The sequence below is a fragment of the Neisseria sp. P0013.S005 genome, from assembly GCF_051958425.1.
GTDB lineage: Bacteria > Pseudomonadota > Gammaproteobacteria > Burkholderiales > Neisseriaceae > Neisseria > Neisseria subflava.
The window spans coordinates 1-15836 of sequence record NZ_JBQCVL010000005.1 but is presented as its reverse complement, the minus strand read 5'-3'; the positions used below and the strand labels follow the sequence as shown (position 1 = coordinate 15836).

The following is a 15836-nucleotide window of genomic DNA, read 5'->3' as shown; positions in this document are numbered from 1 at the left end:
ACAATCATAATAATGGAGCTCAAGAATATGACAGCTAAAGGACAAATGTTACAAGATCCTTTTTTGAATGCGTTGCGTAAAGAGCACGTTCCGGTTTCAATCTACTTGGTAAACGGCATCAAGCTGCAAGGCCAAGTGGAATCATTCGACCAGTACGTTGTTCTGTTGCGTAATACTTCCGTCACTCAAATGGTTTACAAACACGCTATCTCAACAATCGTTCCTGCACGCGCAGTCAGCCTGCAACACGAAAACAAACAACCTCAAGCCGCTGCCGCAGCTGCTCCGGTTCAAGTTGAGACTGTGCAACAACCTGCCGAATAAATGATGTAACGCATTCCTGTTTTTCAATACCTTACCGCTTTTGCGGTAGGGTATTTTTATTTTCAGACGACCTTTATCATGCTGCTTGAAAACATTCTTCCCTTTGCCCACTCCCTTTTACGACAAGCTTTAAAAGCAGGCGGCCGCGCTTTGGATGCAACGGCCGGAAACGGGCATGATACTTTGCTGTTGGCGCAGTCGGTTGGCGAGACGGGTAGGGTGTGGGCGTTTGATGTGCAATCTAAAGCATTAATGCAGACTCAAGGCCGTCTGAAAGAAAATGACGTAGATGGCCGAGTTGTCCTGATACATGACGGCCATGAAACCCTTTTATCTTATATCGACGAGCCTTTAGATGCCGCAGTATTTAATTTCGGTTGGCTGCCGGGTGGCGATAAAAGCTGTACAACTGAAGCGGCAAGCAGTATCCGTGCGCTGACGGATACTTTGGGTTTGTTGAAAGAGGGCGGGCTTGCCGTGGCGGTATTGTATCCGGGACATGAAGCCGGCCGAATAGAGGCTGAAGCGATTGTGCAATGGGCGGAAACTTTGCCGCAGGAAGCTTTTGCCGTGTTACGCTATGGCTTTGTCAACCGCCGTAATGCGCCGCCCTATCTGCTGGCAATTGAAAAGTTGCGTCAGAAATAGATGTTTGCGGTAAAATAGCTGCTTTGTTTTTCAACTCTCAACATAAGAAACTGCCATGCAATATCTGTTTGTAAAATACAGCCATCAGATTTTCGTTGCCATCACCATCCTGTTGTTCAACATTCGTTTTTTCCTGCTCTGGCGTCATCCTGAGAAGCCGTTGGCAGGCATTTGGAAAGCCATGCCGCATTTGAACGACACCATGTTGCTGTTTACCGGCTTGTGGCTGATGAAGATTACCCATTTTTCACCGTTCAATGCGCCGTGGCTCGGCATGAAAATCCTGCTGTTGCTGGTTTATATTGTGTTGGGCATGATTATGATGCGTTCGCATCCGCGTTCGCCGAAATTCTATATTGTCTACGTTTTGGCCATGTCGTGTGTTGCCACGATTGTTTTCCTAGCCAAAACCAAAACGCTGCCGTTTTAAAAGAGGCCGTCTGAAATGTATCCGCATTTTGCCGTTATCGCTTTGGGCAGCAATCTTGCCAATCCGGCCGAACAGGTTCGCGCCGCTTTGGCCGAATTGGACGCGCATCCGCATATCCGGCTCGAAAAGGCTTCTTCCCTGTATCTGACTGCACCAGTCGGCTATGACGATCAGCCCGATTTTGTGAACGCCGTTTGTACCGTGAAAACTTCATTGGACGGCGTGGCGCTGTTGGCGGAGTTAAACCGCATCGAGGCCGAATTTGGGCGCGAACGTACCTTCCGTAATGCGCCGCGTACTTTGGATTTAGACATCATCGATTTTGACGGTATCCGTAGCGATGACCCGCATCTGACTTTGCCGCATCCGCGCGCGCATGAGCGCAGTTTCGTGATGTTGCCGCTGGCTGAAATTCTGCCGGATTTTGAGTTGGGCGAGCATGGCCGTGCGGCTGATTTGGCTCAGGCTTTGGGCGGGCAGGGGATTCGCCTGTTGAAAGAATAAAGGCCGTCTGAAAACGGACTAAAACAAGAAAGGGCGTGTTGGACACGCCTTTTTTGCTATAAAATATTGTTGGGAAACACATTACAAAGAGTTACTATGAATCCTCGTTATATTGTTGTCGAAGGCGCCATCGGTAGCGGCAAAACCGCTTTGAGCCGCCGTTTGGCAGAGCATTTCAGCGCGTTGCTGTTGTCGGAGAATCCGGATCACAATCCGTTTCTCATGAAGTTTTACAGCAATGTTTCCAATAATGGCTTGGCTGCCGAGCTTTTCTTCCTAACGCGCCGCGCTGAAAGCGTGAATATTATTGAAGACCAATGCGCGCAAGGCGGAATGGTTGTGGCTGATTTTCTGCCGGAAAAAGACCGTATTTTTACACCTATCGTTTTGAATGATGACGAGCAGCAGCTTTTTGCCGATATGAAGCAACGCATTCTGCCGCAATACGCGGAGCCCGATGTGGTGATTTATCTGCAAACCGCCGTCGAAAACAACCGCAAACGCCTGCAAAAACGTCACGAAGGCATCATCAGCTTGTTTCCCGAAGGTTATTTGGGACGGGTGCATGACGAATACAGCCATTTCTTCCATTTGTATCAAAGTGCGCCTTTGCTGACCGTCAATGCCGATGAGTTAGATTTAGCCGGCAATGACGATCATTTCCAGCTTTTGTTGCGCGCATTAGAAGATTTTCAAGGTACGCGAAGTTATTTGAATTTAAGCGAAAAATAAATGCAGGCTAGGTTTAGGCCGTCTGAAAGGAATAATATGTCAAAATATCAATTCACACTCCCATCTTCTTCCGGTAGTGATTTTAACTCCGCCGAACATTTGCCGTTGGTTGTCTATTTTTATCCTAAAGACAGCACGCCCGGCTGTACCACCGAAGGCTTGGATTTCAATGCCCGATTGGAGCAATTCAAAGCATTGGGCTATACCGTTGTCGGCATTTCGCGCGACGGTGTCAAATCGCATCAGAATTTCTGCGCCAAACAAGGCTTTCAGTTTGAATTGTTGAGCGACAAAGAAGAAACCGTCTGCAAACTGTTTGACGTGATCAAGCTGAAAAAGCTTTACGGCAAAGAATCCCTCGGCATCGAGCGCAGTACGTTTGTGTTGGATGAAAACGGCGAAATCGCCCATGAATGGCGCAAAGTCAAAGTGGCCGGACACGCGCAGGAAGTTTTGGATACAATTTCTCAAGCCTCTTAAATAGGGCTTTGAAAACCTAAGGCCGTCTGAATGGATGTAAAGTCATGCCGTTCAGACGGCCTTTCAATACAGTTTGATGAATATGGACGATTTAATAGACAAGCTGCTTGAATCCCTTTGGCTGCAAGACAGGCTCAGCCACAATACGCTGCAAAGTTACCGCCGTGATTTGGTCAAAGTTGTCGCGCGTTTGGCCGAGGGCGGGCAGGATTGGTTGAGTGCCGATGAATTTGCCCTGTCTGATGCCGTGTATGCGGAGGGGGAAAAAAACACGTCCCAAGCGCGGGCATTGTCGGCTTGCAAGCGCATGTACGGCTGGTTGGAAGAAACAGGCCAAAGAGCAGACAATCCCACCCGTTTTCTCAAAGCGCCGAAATCGGAACGCAAACTGCCTACGCTGATTACTGAATCCCAAATCGACGCGCTGCTGGCTGCACCGGACGTAGAAACGCCGCACGGACTGCGCGACAAAGCCTTGCTCGAAGTCATGTATGCAACAGGCTTGCGCGTGACCGAAGCCATCAAATTGACGCTCAGCGATATCGATTTACATCGCGGCAGTATCCGTACCATAGGCAAGGGCGACAAATTGCGCCTGGTTCCGCTGGGGCAGGAGGCGGCATATTGGGTAGAACGCTATTGCAACGAATCGCGCCCGTTGTTGCTAAAAAACAAAATCTGCGACGAAGTGTTTGTCAGCCAAAAACGCAGCGGCATCAGCCGTCAGCTTGCATGGATGATAGTCAAAGAATATGCCGAAGCGGCTGGGATTGCTTCGCTCAGTCCGCACGGCTTGCGTCATGCTTTTGCCACGCATTTGGTCAATCACGGCGTCGATTTGCGCTCAGTCCAGATGATGTTGGGACATTCCGATATCAATACCACGCAGATTTATACCCATGTTGCCAATATCCGTTTGAAAAACATGGTCGATGAACACCATTCCCGTTCATAAATAAAGGCGGCATCTCGAAAATGCCGCTTTTTGTTATTAAGGCCGTCTGAAAGGTTATCAAACTTCAGAATTATAAAATATCAATCAAAATATAAAATTTCATAGAAAAATTTCAAAGTAAAAGGGCTGTGTCAATATTGCAATGCAAACCGTTTTTATTTATATTTACGTTTAAGAATAAATCCTACTCTCAATTACAGAGAGTAACAAAATAATTGGAGCACATCATGTTCGTATGCATCTGCAATGCCATTACTGACCACGACATCAAAGAGACCATCGCCGCCGGTGCAACTACTATGAGCGATTTGCAGGCTCAATTAGGCGTGGCGACTTGTTGCGGTTGCTGCGGCGAATTGGCAGCGTCATTTTTGACTGCAAGCAGTGCCCAAAATACCGTGACTGCCGGTATCAACGTTCAGTCTTAATTTTAGAATACACATAAAGGCCGTCTGAAGGCGTGACAGAAATCCTTGATTTCGTTTCGCGCCTGTTCAGACGGCCTTTGTCATGCCTGTATGGTTTGGAAGCATTTTGCTATACAATGGCCGCTTTTGTCCCTCCGAGAGTAACCGCCATGAAACTGACCTTGATGTTTCGGGAATATTGCAGCCTATGCCACAAAATGCGCGAACAATTAAATCCTTATCAGGATCAGTTTGGATTTGAGCTGGATATTGTCGATGTTGATGCCGATCCGGTTTTAGAAGAAAAGTACAATGAGCTGGTGCCTGTTTTACTGGATGGCGATACCGAAATCTGCCATTGGTTTTTGGACGAAGAAAAACTGAAAGCGCATTTGAGCGCGTAACAAACCGTTGACCATATTATCTTTCAGACGGCCTTTGGCTGTTTAGGCCGTCTGAACATTGATTTTATTATGACTGAAAAACTTTCTCCCGATGCGCTGATTGAAGCGGCGCTGTTGACGCAAATCGAACCCTTAAACGAAAAAGCCATGCGCGAATTGTGCGTGCCGCCGTTGTCGCAAGACAAACTGATTGACGTATTGGCGCAACTGAAAGCACGTTGGCAGGGCAGGGCTTTGCAACTGGTGCATACTCATGAGGGTTGGCGCTTCCAAATCGCCCAAGCCGCATTTGAACGACTGGGCAGCCTGCAAGAGCAACGTGCGCCGCGTTATTCCCGCGCCGTGATGGAAACACTGGCGATTATTGCCTATCAGCAACCGGTAACGCGTGGCGATATCGAAGGTATACGCGGCGTAGCGGTGTCGCAAAATGTCATGCAAACCTTGCAGGATAGAGGCTGGATTGAAGTCATCGGCCACCGTGATTCTGTCGGCCGTCCGGCTTTGTGGGCGACGACGGCAACATTCTTAAGCGATTTGCGTTTGGAAAGTTTGGAAGAATTGCCGCCGCTGACTGAATTGGGCGAGCTGGTGTTGCCTGATTTGATGGAAACGCCGCCGACAGGCGATGAGGAGGTTGAAGAAGCAGTTGAATCAGGAAACAGACTGATTAACTGATTTGAATGTAAAGGCCGTCTGAAACAATCGTGTTTCAGATTGCAACAAGATGAGCCGTCGGTGGAGCTAGTGGTGCATAAAGGGACGGTAAGGGACTTTGTCTATGGGATTAAATCCGTAAAGCGGGAAATTACCGACCAGTTGATTCGCGAAGACGGCCTGCCTCATTTCAAATATGCGGCAACGTTCATACCGTTGACGTATTTCTCGGATGGGCGCGATGGATACGATGTGCAATATATGATGCAAAAAGAATTGATTGCCGATATGCTCAAGCAGTATGAGCGTTATCTGAACCTGCTTGCCGGAGTGGGGCAGGAATTGATGAGGCATGAACAAGTAGAACTGGCAGAGTAAAATAAATTTAGGCCGTCTGAACATGTAGCAATATTCAGACGGCCTTTTTATTGACTGCTTTAAAAATAATTTGTTTAAAATAAATATCTTAGATAAATTATAAGAAAAATCTGATTCAAACTATAAAAAATCTTAGTTATAATCAGCTTATCTAAAGATATTCCGCATAGGTGCGGGTAATTTACTAAGGAATACTACAATGCTGTTGGCACTTTCTTTGCGTGATTTTGTCATTGTTGAAAACCTAAATCTTGATTTTCAAAACGGCTTTACCGTATTGACGGGCGAGACCGGTGCAGGCAAATCGATTACTCTGGATGCGATTGGCCTGTTGTTGGGCGATAAAGCCGATTACAGCCAAGTGCGCAGCGGCGCCAAAGAAGCGCAGTTGTCGGCTTTATTCGACATCAGCGGTTTGCTCGAACTGAAAGCGCAGCTGCAGGAGCAAGGCCTTTTGGAAGAAGATGCCGAAGAGCTCAGCATCCGCCGTATTATCGACGCCAAGGGTAAAAGCCGCAGTTATATCAATAATCAGGCAGCAACATTGGCGCAACTGAAAGCCATCGGCGAGCAGTTAATCGATATTCACGGCCAAAATGCCCATCACTCATTGAATCAAGAATCTGCGCAACGCGAGTTATTGGATGCGTTTGCCGGCAGCAAAGAGCAGGCAGAAACGGTCAAACAGCTTTATCAAAATTGGGTCAATGCGAAAAAGGCACTGCAAGAAGCACAAAAGCAGGCAGAAACCATGGCCATCGAACGCGAGCGTTTGGAATGGCAGTTTAATGAATTGAACCAATTGGAGCTCAAGCCCAACGAATGGGAAACCTTAAGCCAAAGCCACGACAGCCTGGCGCATTCGGCCGAGTTGCTGCAAACCGCCGAACAAGTAGGTGACAGCATAGACGGAGACAACGGCATCCAACGTCAAATCTATCAATGCCAAAAATTATTGGGCAATCTGCAAAACATTGAGCCGCGCTTCGCCGAGAGTCTGAATATGTTGGCAAGTATTGAGGCAGAATTGGGTGAAATCAGTGCCAATATGCGCGATGTGGCCGGTCGCAGTGATATCGATCCTAATGAATTGGCCGCACAAGAAAGCCGTATGGGCGAATTGATGAGCATGGCGCGCAAATACCGCATTGAGCCGGAAGAGTTGCCGCAAAAGTTGGTAGAAATTGACGAGCGCCTGCAAAACCTGCAAGCGGCTGCCGATTTGGAAGCCTTGGAAAATACAGTCGCACGCAATCTTGCCGAATACCATGAAGCCGCGCATATTCTCTCCGCCATGCGCCATCAGGCAGCCGGCCGTTTGGGCAAAGAGACCACCGAGCATATGCAGCATTTGGCCATGAAAGGCGCACGTTTTGATATCGTCTTGTTGCCGTCTTCGCCGACCGCACATGGTCTGGAGCAGGTGCAATTCCAAGTGGCGGCGAATAAAGGCAATCCGTCCCGTCCTTTGAACAAAGTGGCTTCCGGCGGCGAATTGGCGCGTATCAGCTTGGCTTTGCAAGTGGTTGCCAGCCAATACACGCAAGTGCCGACATTAATTTTTGATGAAGTGGATACCGGTATTGGTGGCGGCGTCGCTGAAATGGTCGGTAAAGCTTTGCGTGCCTTAGGTAAAAAACATCAAGTCTTGGCGGTAACCCATCTTCCTCAAGTTGCCTCTTGCGGTGAAAACCATTGGCAGGTGCGCAAGCATAGCGAAGGAGAACAAACCGTCAGCGAAATCAGCGTCTTGAACCATCATCAGCGCATTGAGGAAATCGCGCGTATGTTGGGTGGCGAAATCATTACCGATACCACACGCAGCCATGCCGCCGAACTCTTGCATTTGGCAGCCGCCTAAAAGCCTCAAGGCCGTCTGAAAATAGAATTCAGACGGCCTTTTCTATATTTTGCCACCTTTTCAGGCAGGCAGAATACAAGGTATGATTATATTGTCTGTTTACAAGGAAATTTTGATGAAAGTCCTGTTTATCGCCGATCCGATGGCAAGTTTTAAAACCTATAAAGACACTACTTACGCCATGATGCGTGAAATGGCAAAGCGCGGTTGGCAGCTTTTTCATACCTTGAGCGGAGAATTGTCCGTCCGTGAAGGCTTGGTGGTGGCTCAGGCAGCGGCATTTGAGTTTGTCGGCGCGAAGAACGATGACGATCATGAATGGTTTAAAGCAGAGGCAAAAGTTCAGACGGCCTTAAAAGATTTCGATGCGGTCATTATGCGCACTGATCCGCCGTTTGATATGCAATATCTGTATGCGACCCAGTTTTTGACGTTGGCGCAGCAGCAGGGCGCAAAAGTGTTTAACAGCGGGCAGGCAATGCGCGATTTCAATGAGAAATTGGCTATTTTGAACTTCAACCAGTTTACCGCGCCAACCTTGGTTACCACACGTTCCGCCGATGTCCGTGCCTTTTTGAAAGAACACGGCGACATCATCATCAAACCTTTGGACGGCATGGGCGGTATGGGCATTTTCCGCCTGAGCGAATCCGACCCCAATATCGGCAGTATTTTGGAAACCCTGATGCAGCTTGATTCACGCACCATCATGGCGCAACGTTATATTCCTGAAATCGTACATGGCGACAAGCGCATTCTGATTATCGGCGGGGAAGTTGTTCCGTATGCTTTGGCGCGCATTCCGCAAAATGGCGAAACACGCGGCAACTTGGCTGCCGGTGGCCGCGGCGTGGCGCAGGAGTTGAGCGAGCGCGACCGTGAGATTGCAGAAACCCTTGCGCCTGAATTGAAGCACCGCGGTATTTTGCTTGCTGGTTTGGATGTCATCGGCAGCAACCTGACCGAAGTCAACGTAACCAGCCCGACCGGCTTCCAAGAAATCATGAAGCAAAAAGATTTCGACGTTGCCGCCATGTTCGCAGATGCCGTGGCATCTTGGGCAAAACAATAAATCCAAAGGCCGTCTGAAAATTGATCCGACCGTTTTTTTCAGACGGCCTTTTTATGTTGAGTATATGATGAAACCATCTTCCTACGCTTCCGAGAAAAAAGGAAAAAACGGTATCAAGCGCATTATCAATGCGTTTGGTTATTCCAAAGACGGACTGGCTGCCGCGTATCGTTATGAAAGCGCATTTCGCCAAGTTTTTTGGCTGAACCTGATTTTAATTGTCTTGGCCTTATTCCTTGATTTCGGACCGGCCATTAAAATGGTGCTTATTGCCGCATCGTTTATTTCATTGATTACCGAATTGTTTAATACCGCCGTCGAAGCAGCCGTTGACCATACCTCTACTGAAAAACACGAGCTGGCCAAGCGTGCCAAAGATGCCGGCTCGGCCGCGCAATTGATGGCTTTGTTCATGTTATTTATTGTTTGGGTTATTGCATTAACTGCTTAAAAATGTGGTAATATAGTAATTCGTTAGGATTAGATAGTATTAATTAATCTATATCAAAGTTTTCAGACGGCCTTTGGTTGTAAGATGAAGGCTGTATATCCCAGCCATTTGGCAAACACAAGGAGCAAAACATGAAAAAATTAATGGCAACCCTGATTCTGGCAGGCTTGGCAACTTCCGTATCTGCAGCCGGTATCCATATCGAAGACGGTTGGGCGCGTGCCACTGTCGAAGGTATGAAAATGGGTGGCGCATTCATGAAAATCCAAAACGATGAAGCCAAACAAGACTTCTTGGTAGGCGGCAGCAGCCCTGTTGCAGAACGCGTTGAAGTACATACCCATATTAACGACAACGGCGTTATGCGTATGCGCGAAGTTAAAGGCGGCGTGCCTTTGGCGGCAAAAGGCGTAACCGAGCTGAAACCGGGCAGCTACCACGTTATGTTCATGGGTCTGAAAAAACAATTGAAAGAAGGCGAAAAAGTGCCTGTAACCCTGAAATTCAAAAACGCCAAACCTCAAACTGTCGAGCTGGAAGTGAAAACCGCGCCTAAAACCGAAATGCAGCACGACCACGGCGCACACGGTGGCGCACATCAGCACTAATTGCTTAAATTTGCATATAAAGGCCGTCTGAAAGTCATTGGGCTTGCAGACGGCCTTTTCTGTCGTCAAATCAAAATGTGCTAAAATCCCACTTTAAAAAATGTATTTGAAACCCACATTCCGCTCATGAATACTCACAACACACCAGCAAACATCATCGTCGGCCTCTCCGGCGGCGTCGATTCATCCGTTACCGCGGCCCTGCTCAAACAGCAAGGCCATCAAATCAGCGGCGTGTTCATGCAGAACTGGGAAGATGACGACAACGACGAATATTGCAGCATCAAACAAGATTCCTTCGATGCCATTGCCGTCGCCGACATCATCGGCATCGACATCGACATCGTCAATTTCGCCGCACAATACAAAGACAACGTATTTGCCTATTTCCTCAAAGAATACAGCGCAGGCCGCACGCCGAATCCGGATGTCTTGTGCAATGCCGAAATCAAATTCAAATGCTTTTTGGACTACGCCATAGAGCAGGGCGCCGATACTATTGCCACCGGACACTATGCCCGAAAAGAAGTTCGCAACGGCGTGCATTACCTGCTCAAAGGCTTGGATCAAAATAAAGACCAAAGCTATTTCCTGTACCGTCTCAAACCTTTCCAACTCGAGCGTGCGATTTTCCCGTTGGGCGATTTGGAGAAGCCTGAAGTCCGCCGTCTTGCCGAAGAATTCAAATTACCGACCGCAACCAAAAAAGACAGTACCGGCATATGCTTTATCGGCGAGCGCCCGTTCCGCGAGTTTTTGCAAAAATACCTGCCGACCAATAATGGCAAAATGGTGACCCCTGAAGGCAAAGTAGTCGGCGAACACGTCGGCTTGATGTTTTACACGCTGGGCCAACGCAAAGGCTTGGGTATAGGTGGCGCAGGTGAGCCATGGTTTGTGGCGGCCAAGGATTTGACCAAAAACGAACTGATTGTCGTCCAAGGCCATGACCATCCTTTGCTTTATACGCAAAGCCTGATCATGAACGATTTGAGTTTCACATTGCCCGAACGCCCGAAAGAAGGACGCTATACCTGCAAAACGCGCTACCGTATGGCTGACGCACCTTGTACGTTGCGTTACTTGGATGATGAAACCGTCGAGCTTGTCTTTGACGAGCCGCAATGGGCGGTAACCCCCGGACAATCTGCGGTACTGTATGACGGCGATGTGTGCTTGGGCGGCGGTATCATCATGTCCACCGACAAGCCTGTCATTATTACTGCTTAATAAAAGGGCCATCTGAAAACGAAGCGGCGGATTGAAATAAAGCCTTTCAGACGGCCTCGATTTCAAAAAACGACTAAATAAAAGACTGATCAATATGGAAAAACTCTGGCTCAAAAGCTATGAACAAGGCGTAAACTCTGAAATCGATATTTCTCAATACAGCTCCATCAGCGACGTATTCCGTCAAAGTGTCGAGAAATTCGCGGATAAACCTGCTTTTCAAAACATGGGCAAAACGCTGACTTATGCCGAAGTGGGCAAGTTGGCGACTGATTTTGCGTCTTACCTGCAAAACGTATTGAAACTGCCGCGCGGCGAGCGTGTGGCGATTATGATGCCGAACGTTTTGCAATATCCGATTGCGCTTTTCGGTATTTTGCAGGCAGGTTTGGTGGCAGTGAATACGAATCCGCTTTATACGCCGCGCGAGTTGGAGCATCAGTTGAAAGACAGCGGCGCGACAACGATTGTCGTGTTGGAGAACTTTGCCAATACATTGGAGTTGGTGTTGCCGCGTACGCAAATTAAACATGTGATTGTCGCGTCGGTCGGCGAGATGTTCGGCATGATTAAAGGCGCGTTGATGAATTTCGTCATCCGCAAAGTGAAAAAAATGGTGCCGGAATACCGCATTCCCAATACCGTGACTTTTCAGACGGCCTTGAAGCAAGGTGCGGCCAATTCGTTCAAACCAGTCGAGTTGACGCGCGACGATACTGCTTTGCTGCAATATACGGGCGGTACGACCGGTTTGGCGAAAGGCGCCGTCCTCAGTCACGGCAATATCTGCGCCAATATGTTGCAGGCAAAAGAATGGATTAAAAACAGCCTGCACGAAGGCAAAGAAACGGTCATTGCCGCGTTGCCGCTTTATCATATCTTTGCCTTGACGGTAAACCTGATGATTTTCGCCAATACCGGTTCTAAAATCATCTTGATTACCAATCCGCGCGACATGAAAGGATTTGTCGGTGAATTGAAAAAAGAGCCGATTAGCGTATTCATCGGTGTGAATACCCTGTTTAATGCGATGGTCAACCGTCCAGATTTTGCCGAAGTCGATTTTTCCCGTTTGAAGCTGACTTTGGGCGGCGGTATGGCAACGCAAAGAGCCGTGGCGGAAAAATGGAAAAAAATCACCGGTACGCCGATTGTGGAGGCCTACGGCTTGACCGAAGCCAGCCCGGGCGTATGTTGTAATCCTTTGAATATTGAAGCTTACAGCGGTGGTATCGGCCTGCCTGTTCCTTCGACCGAGGTCGAATTGCGTGATGCGGACGGTAAGGAAGTACCGATCGGACAACCGGGTGAATTGTGGGTGCGTGGCCCGCAAGTGATGAAAGGCTATTGGAACCGTCCTGAAGAAACCGCTAAAGCAATCGATGCACGCGGCTTTTTAGAGACCGGTGACATTGCTGTGATGGATGAAAAAGGCTGGCTGAAGCTGGTGGACCGCAAAAAAGATTTGATTGTGGTATCCGGTTTCAATGTGTATCCGAACGAAATCGAAGAAGTGGTGGCCGGCAACGACAAAGTCTTGGAAGTCGCCTGTATCGGCGTGAAAAGTGAGAAAACCGGTGAAGCGATTAAGGTCTTCGTTGTACGCAAAGATCCATCTTTAACTAAGGAAGAGTTGATCGATTTCTGCCGCAAAGAACTGACCGCTTATAAAGTGCCGAAAGACATCGAATTCCGCGACGAGTTGCCAAAATCCAACGTTGGCAAAATCCTGCGCCGCGAGCTGCGCTGATATATAGAAACAGTATGATAAGGCCGTCTGAAAACGTTATTTTCAGACGGCCTGAAGCTTTTGCCGTTTGCCAGAATATGCTGCTTCAAGTTAAAATCACACATTCCAACATGGGTATCACATCATGACTAAATTTATTTTCGTAACCGGCGGCGTTGTATCTTCTTTGGGTAAAGGTATCGCCGCCGCTTCTATTGCTACTATTCTCGAGTCGCGTGGCTTGAACGTGACCATGCTTAAGCTCGACCCGTATATCAACGTTGACCCGGGTACCATGAGCCCGTTTCAACACGGAGAAGTATTCGTGACCGATGACGGCGCGGAAACCGACCTCGACCTCGGTCACTACGAGCGTTTCATCAACGCCACCATGACCCGCCGCAACAGCTTCAGTACCGGCCAAGTCTATGAAAACGTGATTGCCAAAGAGCGTCGCGGCGATTATTTGGGCGGTACCGTACAAGTGATTCCGCACATTACCGATGAAATCAAACGCCGTATCCACGAAGGCGCGGCCGGTTATGATGTGGCGATTGTCGAAATCGGCGGTACAGTTGGCGATATCGAATCGTTGCCTTTCTTGGAAGCCATCCGCCAAATGCGCAGCCAGCTCGGCCGCAACAATACATTGTTTGCCCACCTGAGCTATGTTCCTTACATTGCCGCCGCCGGTGAAATCAAAACCAAACCGACCCAGCATACCGTTAAAGAAATGTTGAGCATCGGTTTGCAACCGGACATCCTGATCTGCCGTATGGACAGAGAAATGCCTGCGGACGAGCGCCGTAAGATTGCTTTGTTCTGTAACGTTGAAGAACGTGCCATCGTGGGCAGCTACGATGTGGACAGTATTTACGAATGCCCTGAAATGCTGCACAACCAAGGCATCGACAACATTATTACCGAGCAGCTCCAACTGAATGTCAAACAAGCCGATTTGACCGAATGGAAGAAAATCGTTCACGCGATTCAAAATCCGAAACACACCGTCAAAATTGCGATGGTCGGCAAATACGTTGATTTGACCGAGTCCTACAAATCATTGATCGAAGCCCTGAAACACGCGGGTATTCACACTGAAACCGACGTACAAATTACCTTTGTCGACAGTGAAAGCATCGAGAAGGGCAATGGCGACGTTTCCATGCTCAAAGATATGGACGCGATTTTGGTGCCGGGCGGCTTCGGTTCACGCGGCGTAGAAGGCAAAATTGCCGCCGTACGCTATGCGCGTGAAAACAACGTACCATACTTGGGCATCTGCTTGGGTATGCAAATCGCCCTGATCGAATACGCCCGCGATGTTGCAGGCTTGAAGGGTGCGAACTCTACCGAGTTTGACTTGAAATGCGCCGCGCCTGTCGTTGCCCTGATTGACGAATGGCAAACTGCCGACGGCAGCGTAGAAACCCGTGACGAATCTGCCGATTTGGGCGGCACCATGCGTTTGGGTGCGCAAGAAGTTGATCTCAAACCGGGCAGCCTTGCCGCAAAAATCTACGGCAGCGAACATATCCGCGAGCGCCATCGCCACCGCTACGAAGTTAACAACAACTATGTTCCTCAGTTGGAAAAAGCCGGTTTGGTCATCGGCGGCGTATCCGCAGGCCGCGAGCGTTTGGTTGAAACCATCGAATTGCCAAATCATCCTTGGTTCTTTGCGTGTCAGTTCCATCCGGAATTTACTTCCAATCCGCGCAAAGGCCATCCTTTGTTCAGCGCGTTTGTGAAAGCCGCGTTGGGTAACAAAAAATCCTGATTGATGTGATTGAAAAAGCACCCGTTTCCGGGTGCTTTTTTGTTTTCAGACGGCCTTAGAAGTTATTTGTCTTCATTGACTTCACGGTCATTTAAAGGTTGTACGGGACGGTTGTTTTCGCCGCCGATAATGTCGCGCATGGCTTTAAACTGCGCCGCATCTGCCTGAACCGGAGTTTTTAAGACAACCCAAGTAACGTTTTCGCTGCAAGGCGGCGTTGTCAGCGAGCCTTTCAGTTGGAAGGACTTGCTATCTTTAGGCAGCAGGGCTTGGATATTTAAGTTTTTCAATGTTACGGATTCGCCTGCTTTCAGTTTTTTGGCTGTGAGTGCGGACAGGGCAGGATTGTTTTTGCCCGGTTTAAATACAGAGCCGATGACTGCCAAAGTACCGTCTTCGGCTTGATGGACGAAATGCGCTTCCATTGGGAAATGTCTGCCTTTGAAAGTATGTTCGCTCGGCGTATGGAAGTGGAATTGTTTGAAGGTATAGGTTTTACCGTTAATCACGATGGTTTGGGCCTTGCCTTGCGGCGTGGCTTGAAGGGTGTGGCCGTTATTTTCTACTTTGTAGTCGGCGACGTTGTAACGGTATGCCAGTTGTTTGCCTTTTACTGCTTTTGTTGTGGAGAAGTCCACTGGAGATTGCTGTTTGCCTGTTTTGCAGACAGCAAAGTCTTCGCTCAAGTCGCCCCAGTGTGCAGCATCGTTTTCACCTGTGTAAGACCAATGTGCATGATGGGTTTCGGCGGATACCGTTGCAGTAGAGACAGCCATTAGCAAAGATAAAAAGAGATGTTTGTTCAACATAAGGGATCCTGTTTATTTATATTAGGTAAAAGGAAAAATTTATACCAAATAAATTATTGATATAAAAAATCTTCTTCATAAGAAGAAAGTTAATGATAGTGGCAATTTGGGAATATTAGGTTGATATATGGCAAACATTTATCAAGCAATCATTTTTGATTAAATGATTACAATAATAGGGATGATTGTCTTTGTCGCAACTTTAAATAGGAAAGGCCGTCTGAAAATTGAACTGCACCCCAAAAGTTGGACATCCCCCCCTCCAACTCACAAGGTGCAGTTTTTTTATGAGCAAATATGCATTACACTTCAAATACCAAGCCGTACTCCACTACCTGCACATACGCAGCCAACAGCGTACTGCAGACCACTACGGC

Annotated in this window: 18 protein-coding genes and 1 pseudogene; 18 read left to right on the top strand and 1 reads right to left on the bottom strand. The window is 48.2% G+C overall.

Annotated elements, in window-relative coordinates; all coding sequences use genetic code 11:
• The first annotated feature begins 27 nt into the window (after positions 1-27).
• From hfq to ACTHTA_RS06245, 18 genes and pseudogenes are all read left to right on the top strand, one after another.
• A complete protein-coding gene (gene hfq, locus ACTHTA_RS06330) occupies positions 28-324 on the top strand; it encodes an RNA chaperone Hfq (RefSeq protein WP_036493792.1) in 297 nt (98 codons plus the stop codon).
• Positions 325-402: 78 nt separating this feature from the next.
• The gene (locus tag ACTHTA_RS06325) at positions 403-972 is read left to right on the top strand and encodes a tRNA (mnm(5)s(2)U34)-methyltransferase (RefSeq protein ID WP_440364233.1); all 570 of its coding nucleotides are present in this window, start codon (positions 403-405) and stop codon (positions 970-972) included.
• 55 nt (positions 973-1027) lie between these two features.
• On the top strand, positions 1028-1402 hold the full coding sequence (locus tag ACTHTA_RS06320; RefSeq protein WP_313971638.1) for a SirB2 family protein: 375 nt from the start codon (positions 1028-1030) through the stop codon (positions 1400-1402).
• Between the two features lie 15 nt (positions 1403-1417).
• Complete coding sequence (gene folK / locus ACTHTA_RS06315) at positions 1418-1906, top strand: 2-amino-4-hydroxy-6-hydroxymethyldihydropteridine diphosphokinase (protein ID WP_313971637.1); 489 nt, start codon at positions 1418-1420, stop codon at positions 1904-1906.
• 96 nt (positions 1907-2002) lie between these two features.
• Positions 2003-2638, top strand: coding sequence for a deoxynucleoside kinase (locus tag ACTHTA_RS06310; protein WP_070590983.1), 636 nt, complete (start codon positions 2003-2005; stop codon positions 2636-2638).
• Positions 2639-2674: 36 nt separating this feature from the next.
• Complete coding sequence (locus tag ACTHTA_RS06305) at positions 2675-3118, top strand: peroxiredoxin (protein ID WP_003683206.1); 444 nt, start codon at positions 2675-2677, stop codon at positions 3116-3118.
• Between the two features lie 76 nt (positions 3119-3194).
• Complete coding sequence (gene xerD, locus ACTHTA_RS06300) at positions 3195-4073, top strand: site-specific tyrosine recombinase XerD (RefSeq protein ID WP_440364232.1); 879 nt, start codon at positions 3195-3197, stop codon at positions 4071-4073.
• A gap of 227 nt (positions 4074-4300) precedes the next feature.
• Positions 4301-4501 carry a (2Fe-2S)-binding protein gene (locus ACTHTA_RS06295; protein ID WP_003681978.1) on the top strand — a complete coding sequence of 67 codons (201 nt, stop codon included), beginning with the start codon at positions 4301-4303 and terminating at the stop codon, positions 4499-4501.
• Between the two features lie 149 nt (positions 4502-4650).
• Positions 4651-4884: a glutaredoxin family protein gene (locus tag ACTHTA_RS06290; RefSeq protein ID WP_308887750.1), complete on the top strand. Its 234-nt coding sequence runs from the start codon at positions 4651-4653 to the stop codon at positions 4882-4884.
• Positions 4885-4953: 69 nt separating this feature from the next.
• Entirely contained in the window at positions 4954-5562 is a 609-nt protein-coding gene (gene scpB, locus ACTHTA_RS06285; protein ID WP_308887742.1) for an SMC-Scp complex subunit ScpB, read from the top strand.
• Between the two features lie 45 nt (positions 5563-5607).
• A pseudogene (locus ACTHTA_RS06280) lies at positions 5608-5919 on the top strand (BCCT family transporter); the annotation flags it as partial.
• Positions 5920-6118: 199 nt separating this feature from the next.
• On the top strand, positions 6119-7780 hold the full coding sequence (gene recN / locus ACTHTA_RS06275; protein WP_440364231.1) for a DNA repair protein RecN: 1662 nt from the start codon (positions 6119-6121) through the stop codon (positions 7778-7780).
• Positions 7781-7895: 115 nt separating this feature from the next.
• Positions 7896-8852, top strand: coding sequence for a glutathione synthase (gene gshB / locus ACTHTA_RS06270; protein ID WP_308887745.1), 957 nt, complete (start codon positions 7896-7898; stop codon positions 8850-8852).
• Between the two features lie 67 nt (positions 8853-8919).
• Complete coding sequence (locus tag ACTHTA_RS06265) at positions 8920-9303, top strand: diacylglycerol kinase (protein WP_440364243.1); 384 nt, start codon at positions 8920-8922, stop codon at positions 9301-9303.
• 131 nt (positions 9304-9434) lie between these two features.
• Complete coding sequence (locus tag ACTHTA_RS06260) at positions 9435-9911, top strand: copper chaperone PCu(A)C (RefSeq protein ID WP_003745926.1); 477 nt, start codon at positions 9435-9437, stop codon at positions 9909-9911.
• Positions 9912-10037: 126 nt separating this feature from the next.
• Positions 10038-11141, top strand: coding sequence for a tRNA 2-thiouridine(34) synthase MnmA (gene mnmA / locus ACTHTA_RS06255; RefSeq protein WP_440364230.1), 1104 nt, complete (start codon positions 10038-10040; stop codon positions 11139-11141).
• Between the two features lie 94 nt (positions 11142-11235).
• Positions 11236-12891, top strand: a complete 1656-nt coding sequence (locus ACTHTA_RS06250; protein ID WP_308887747.1) for an AMP-binding protein — start codon at positions 11236-11238, stop codon at positions 12889-12891.
• A 124-nt stretch (positions 12892-13015) separates the two neighbouring features.
• On the top strand, positions 13016-14650 hold the full coding sequence (locus ACTHTA_RS06245) for a CTP synthase (protein WP_308887748.1): 1635 nt from the start codon (positions 13016-13018) through the stop codon (positions 14648-14650).
• Positions 14651-14712: 62 nt separating this feature from the next.
• Here the strand turns inward: ACTHTA_RS06245 and ACTHTA_RS06240 are convergent, their stop codons facing one another.
• Positions 14713-15459: a carbonic anhydrase gene (locus ACTHTA_RS06240; RefSeq protein WP_308111446.1), complete on the bottom strand. Its 747-nt coding sequence runs from the start codon at positions 15457-15459 to the stop codon at positions 14713-14715.
• Positions 15460-15836 lie beyond the last annotated feature (377 nt).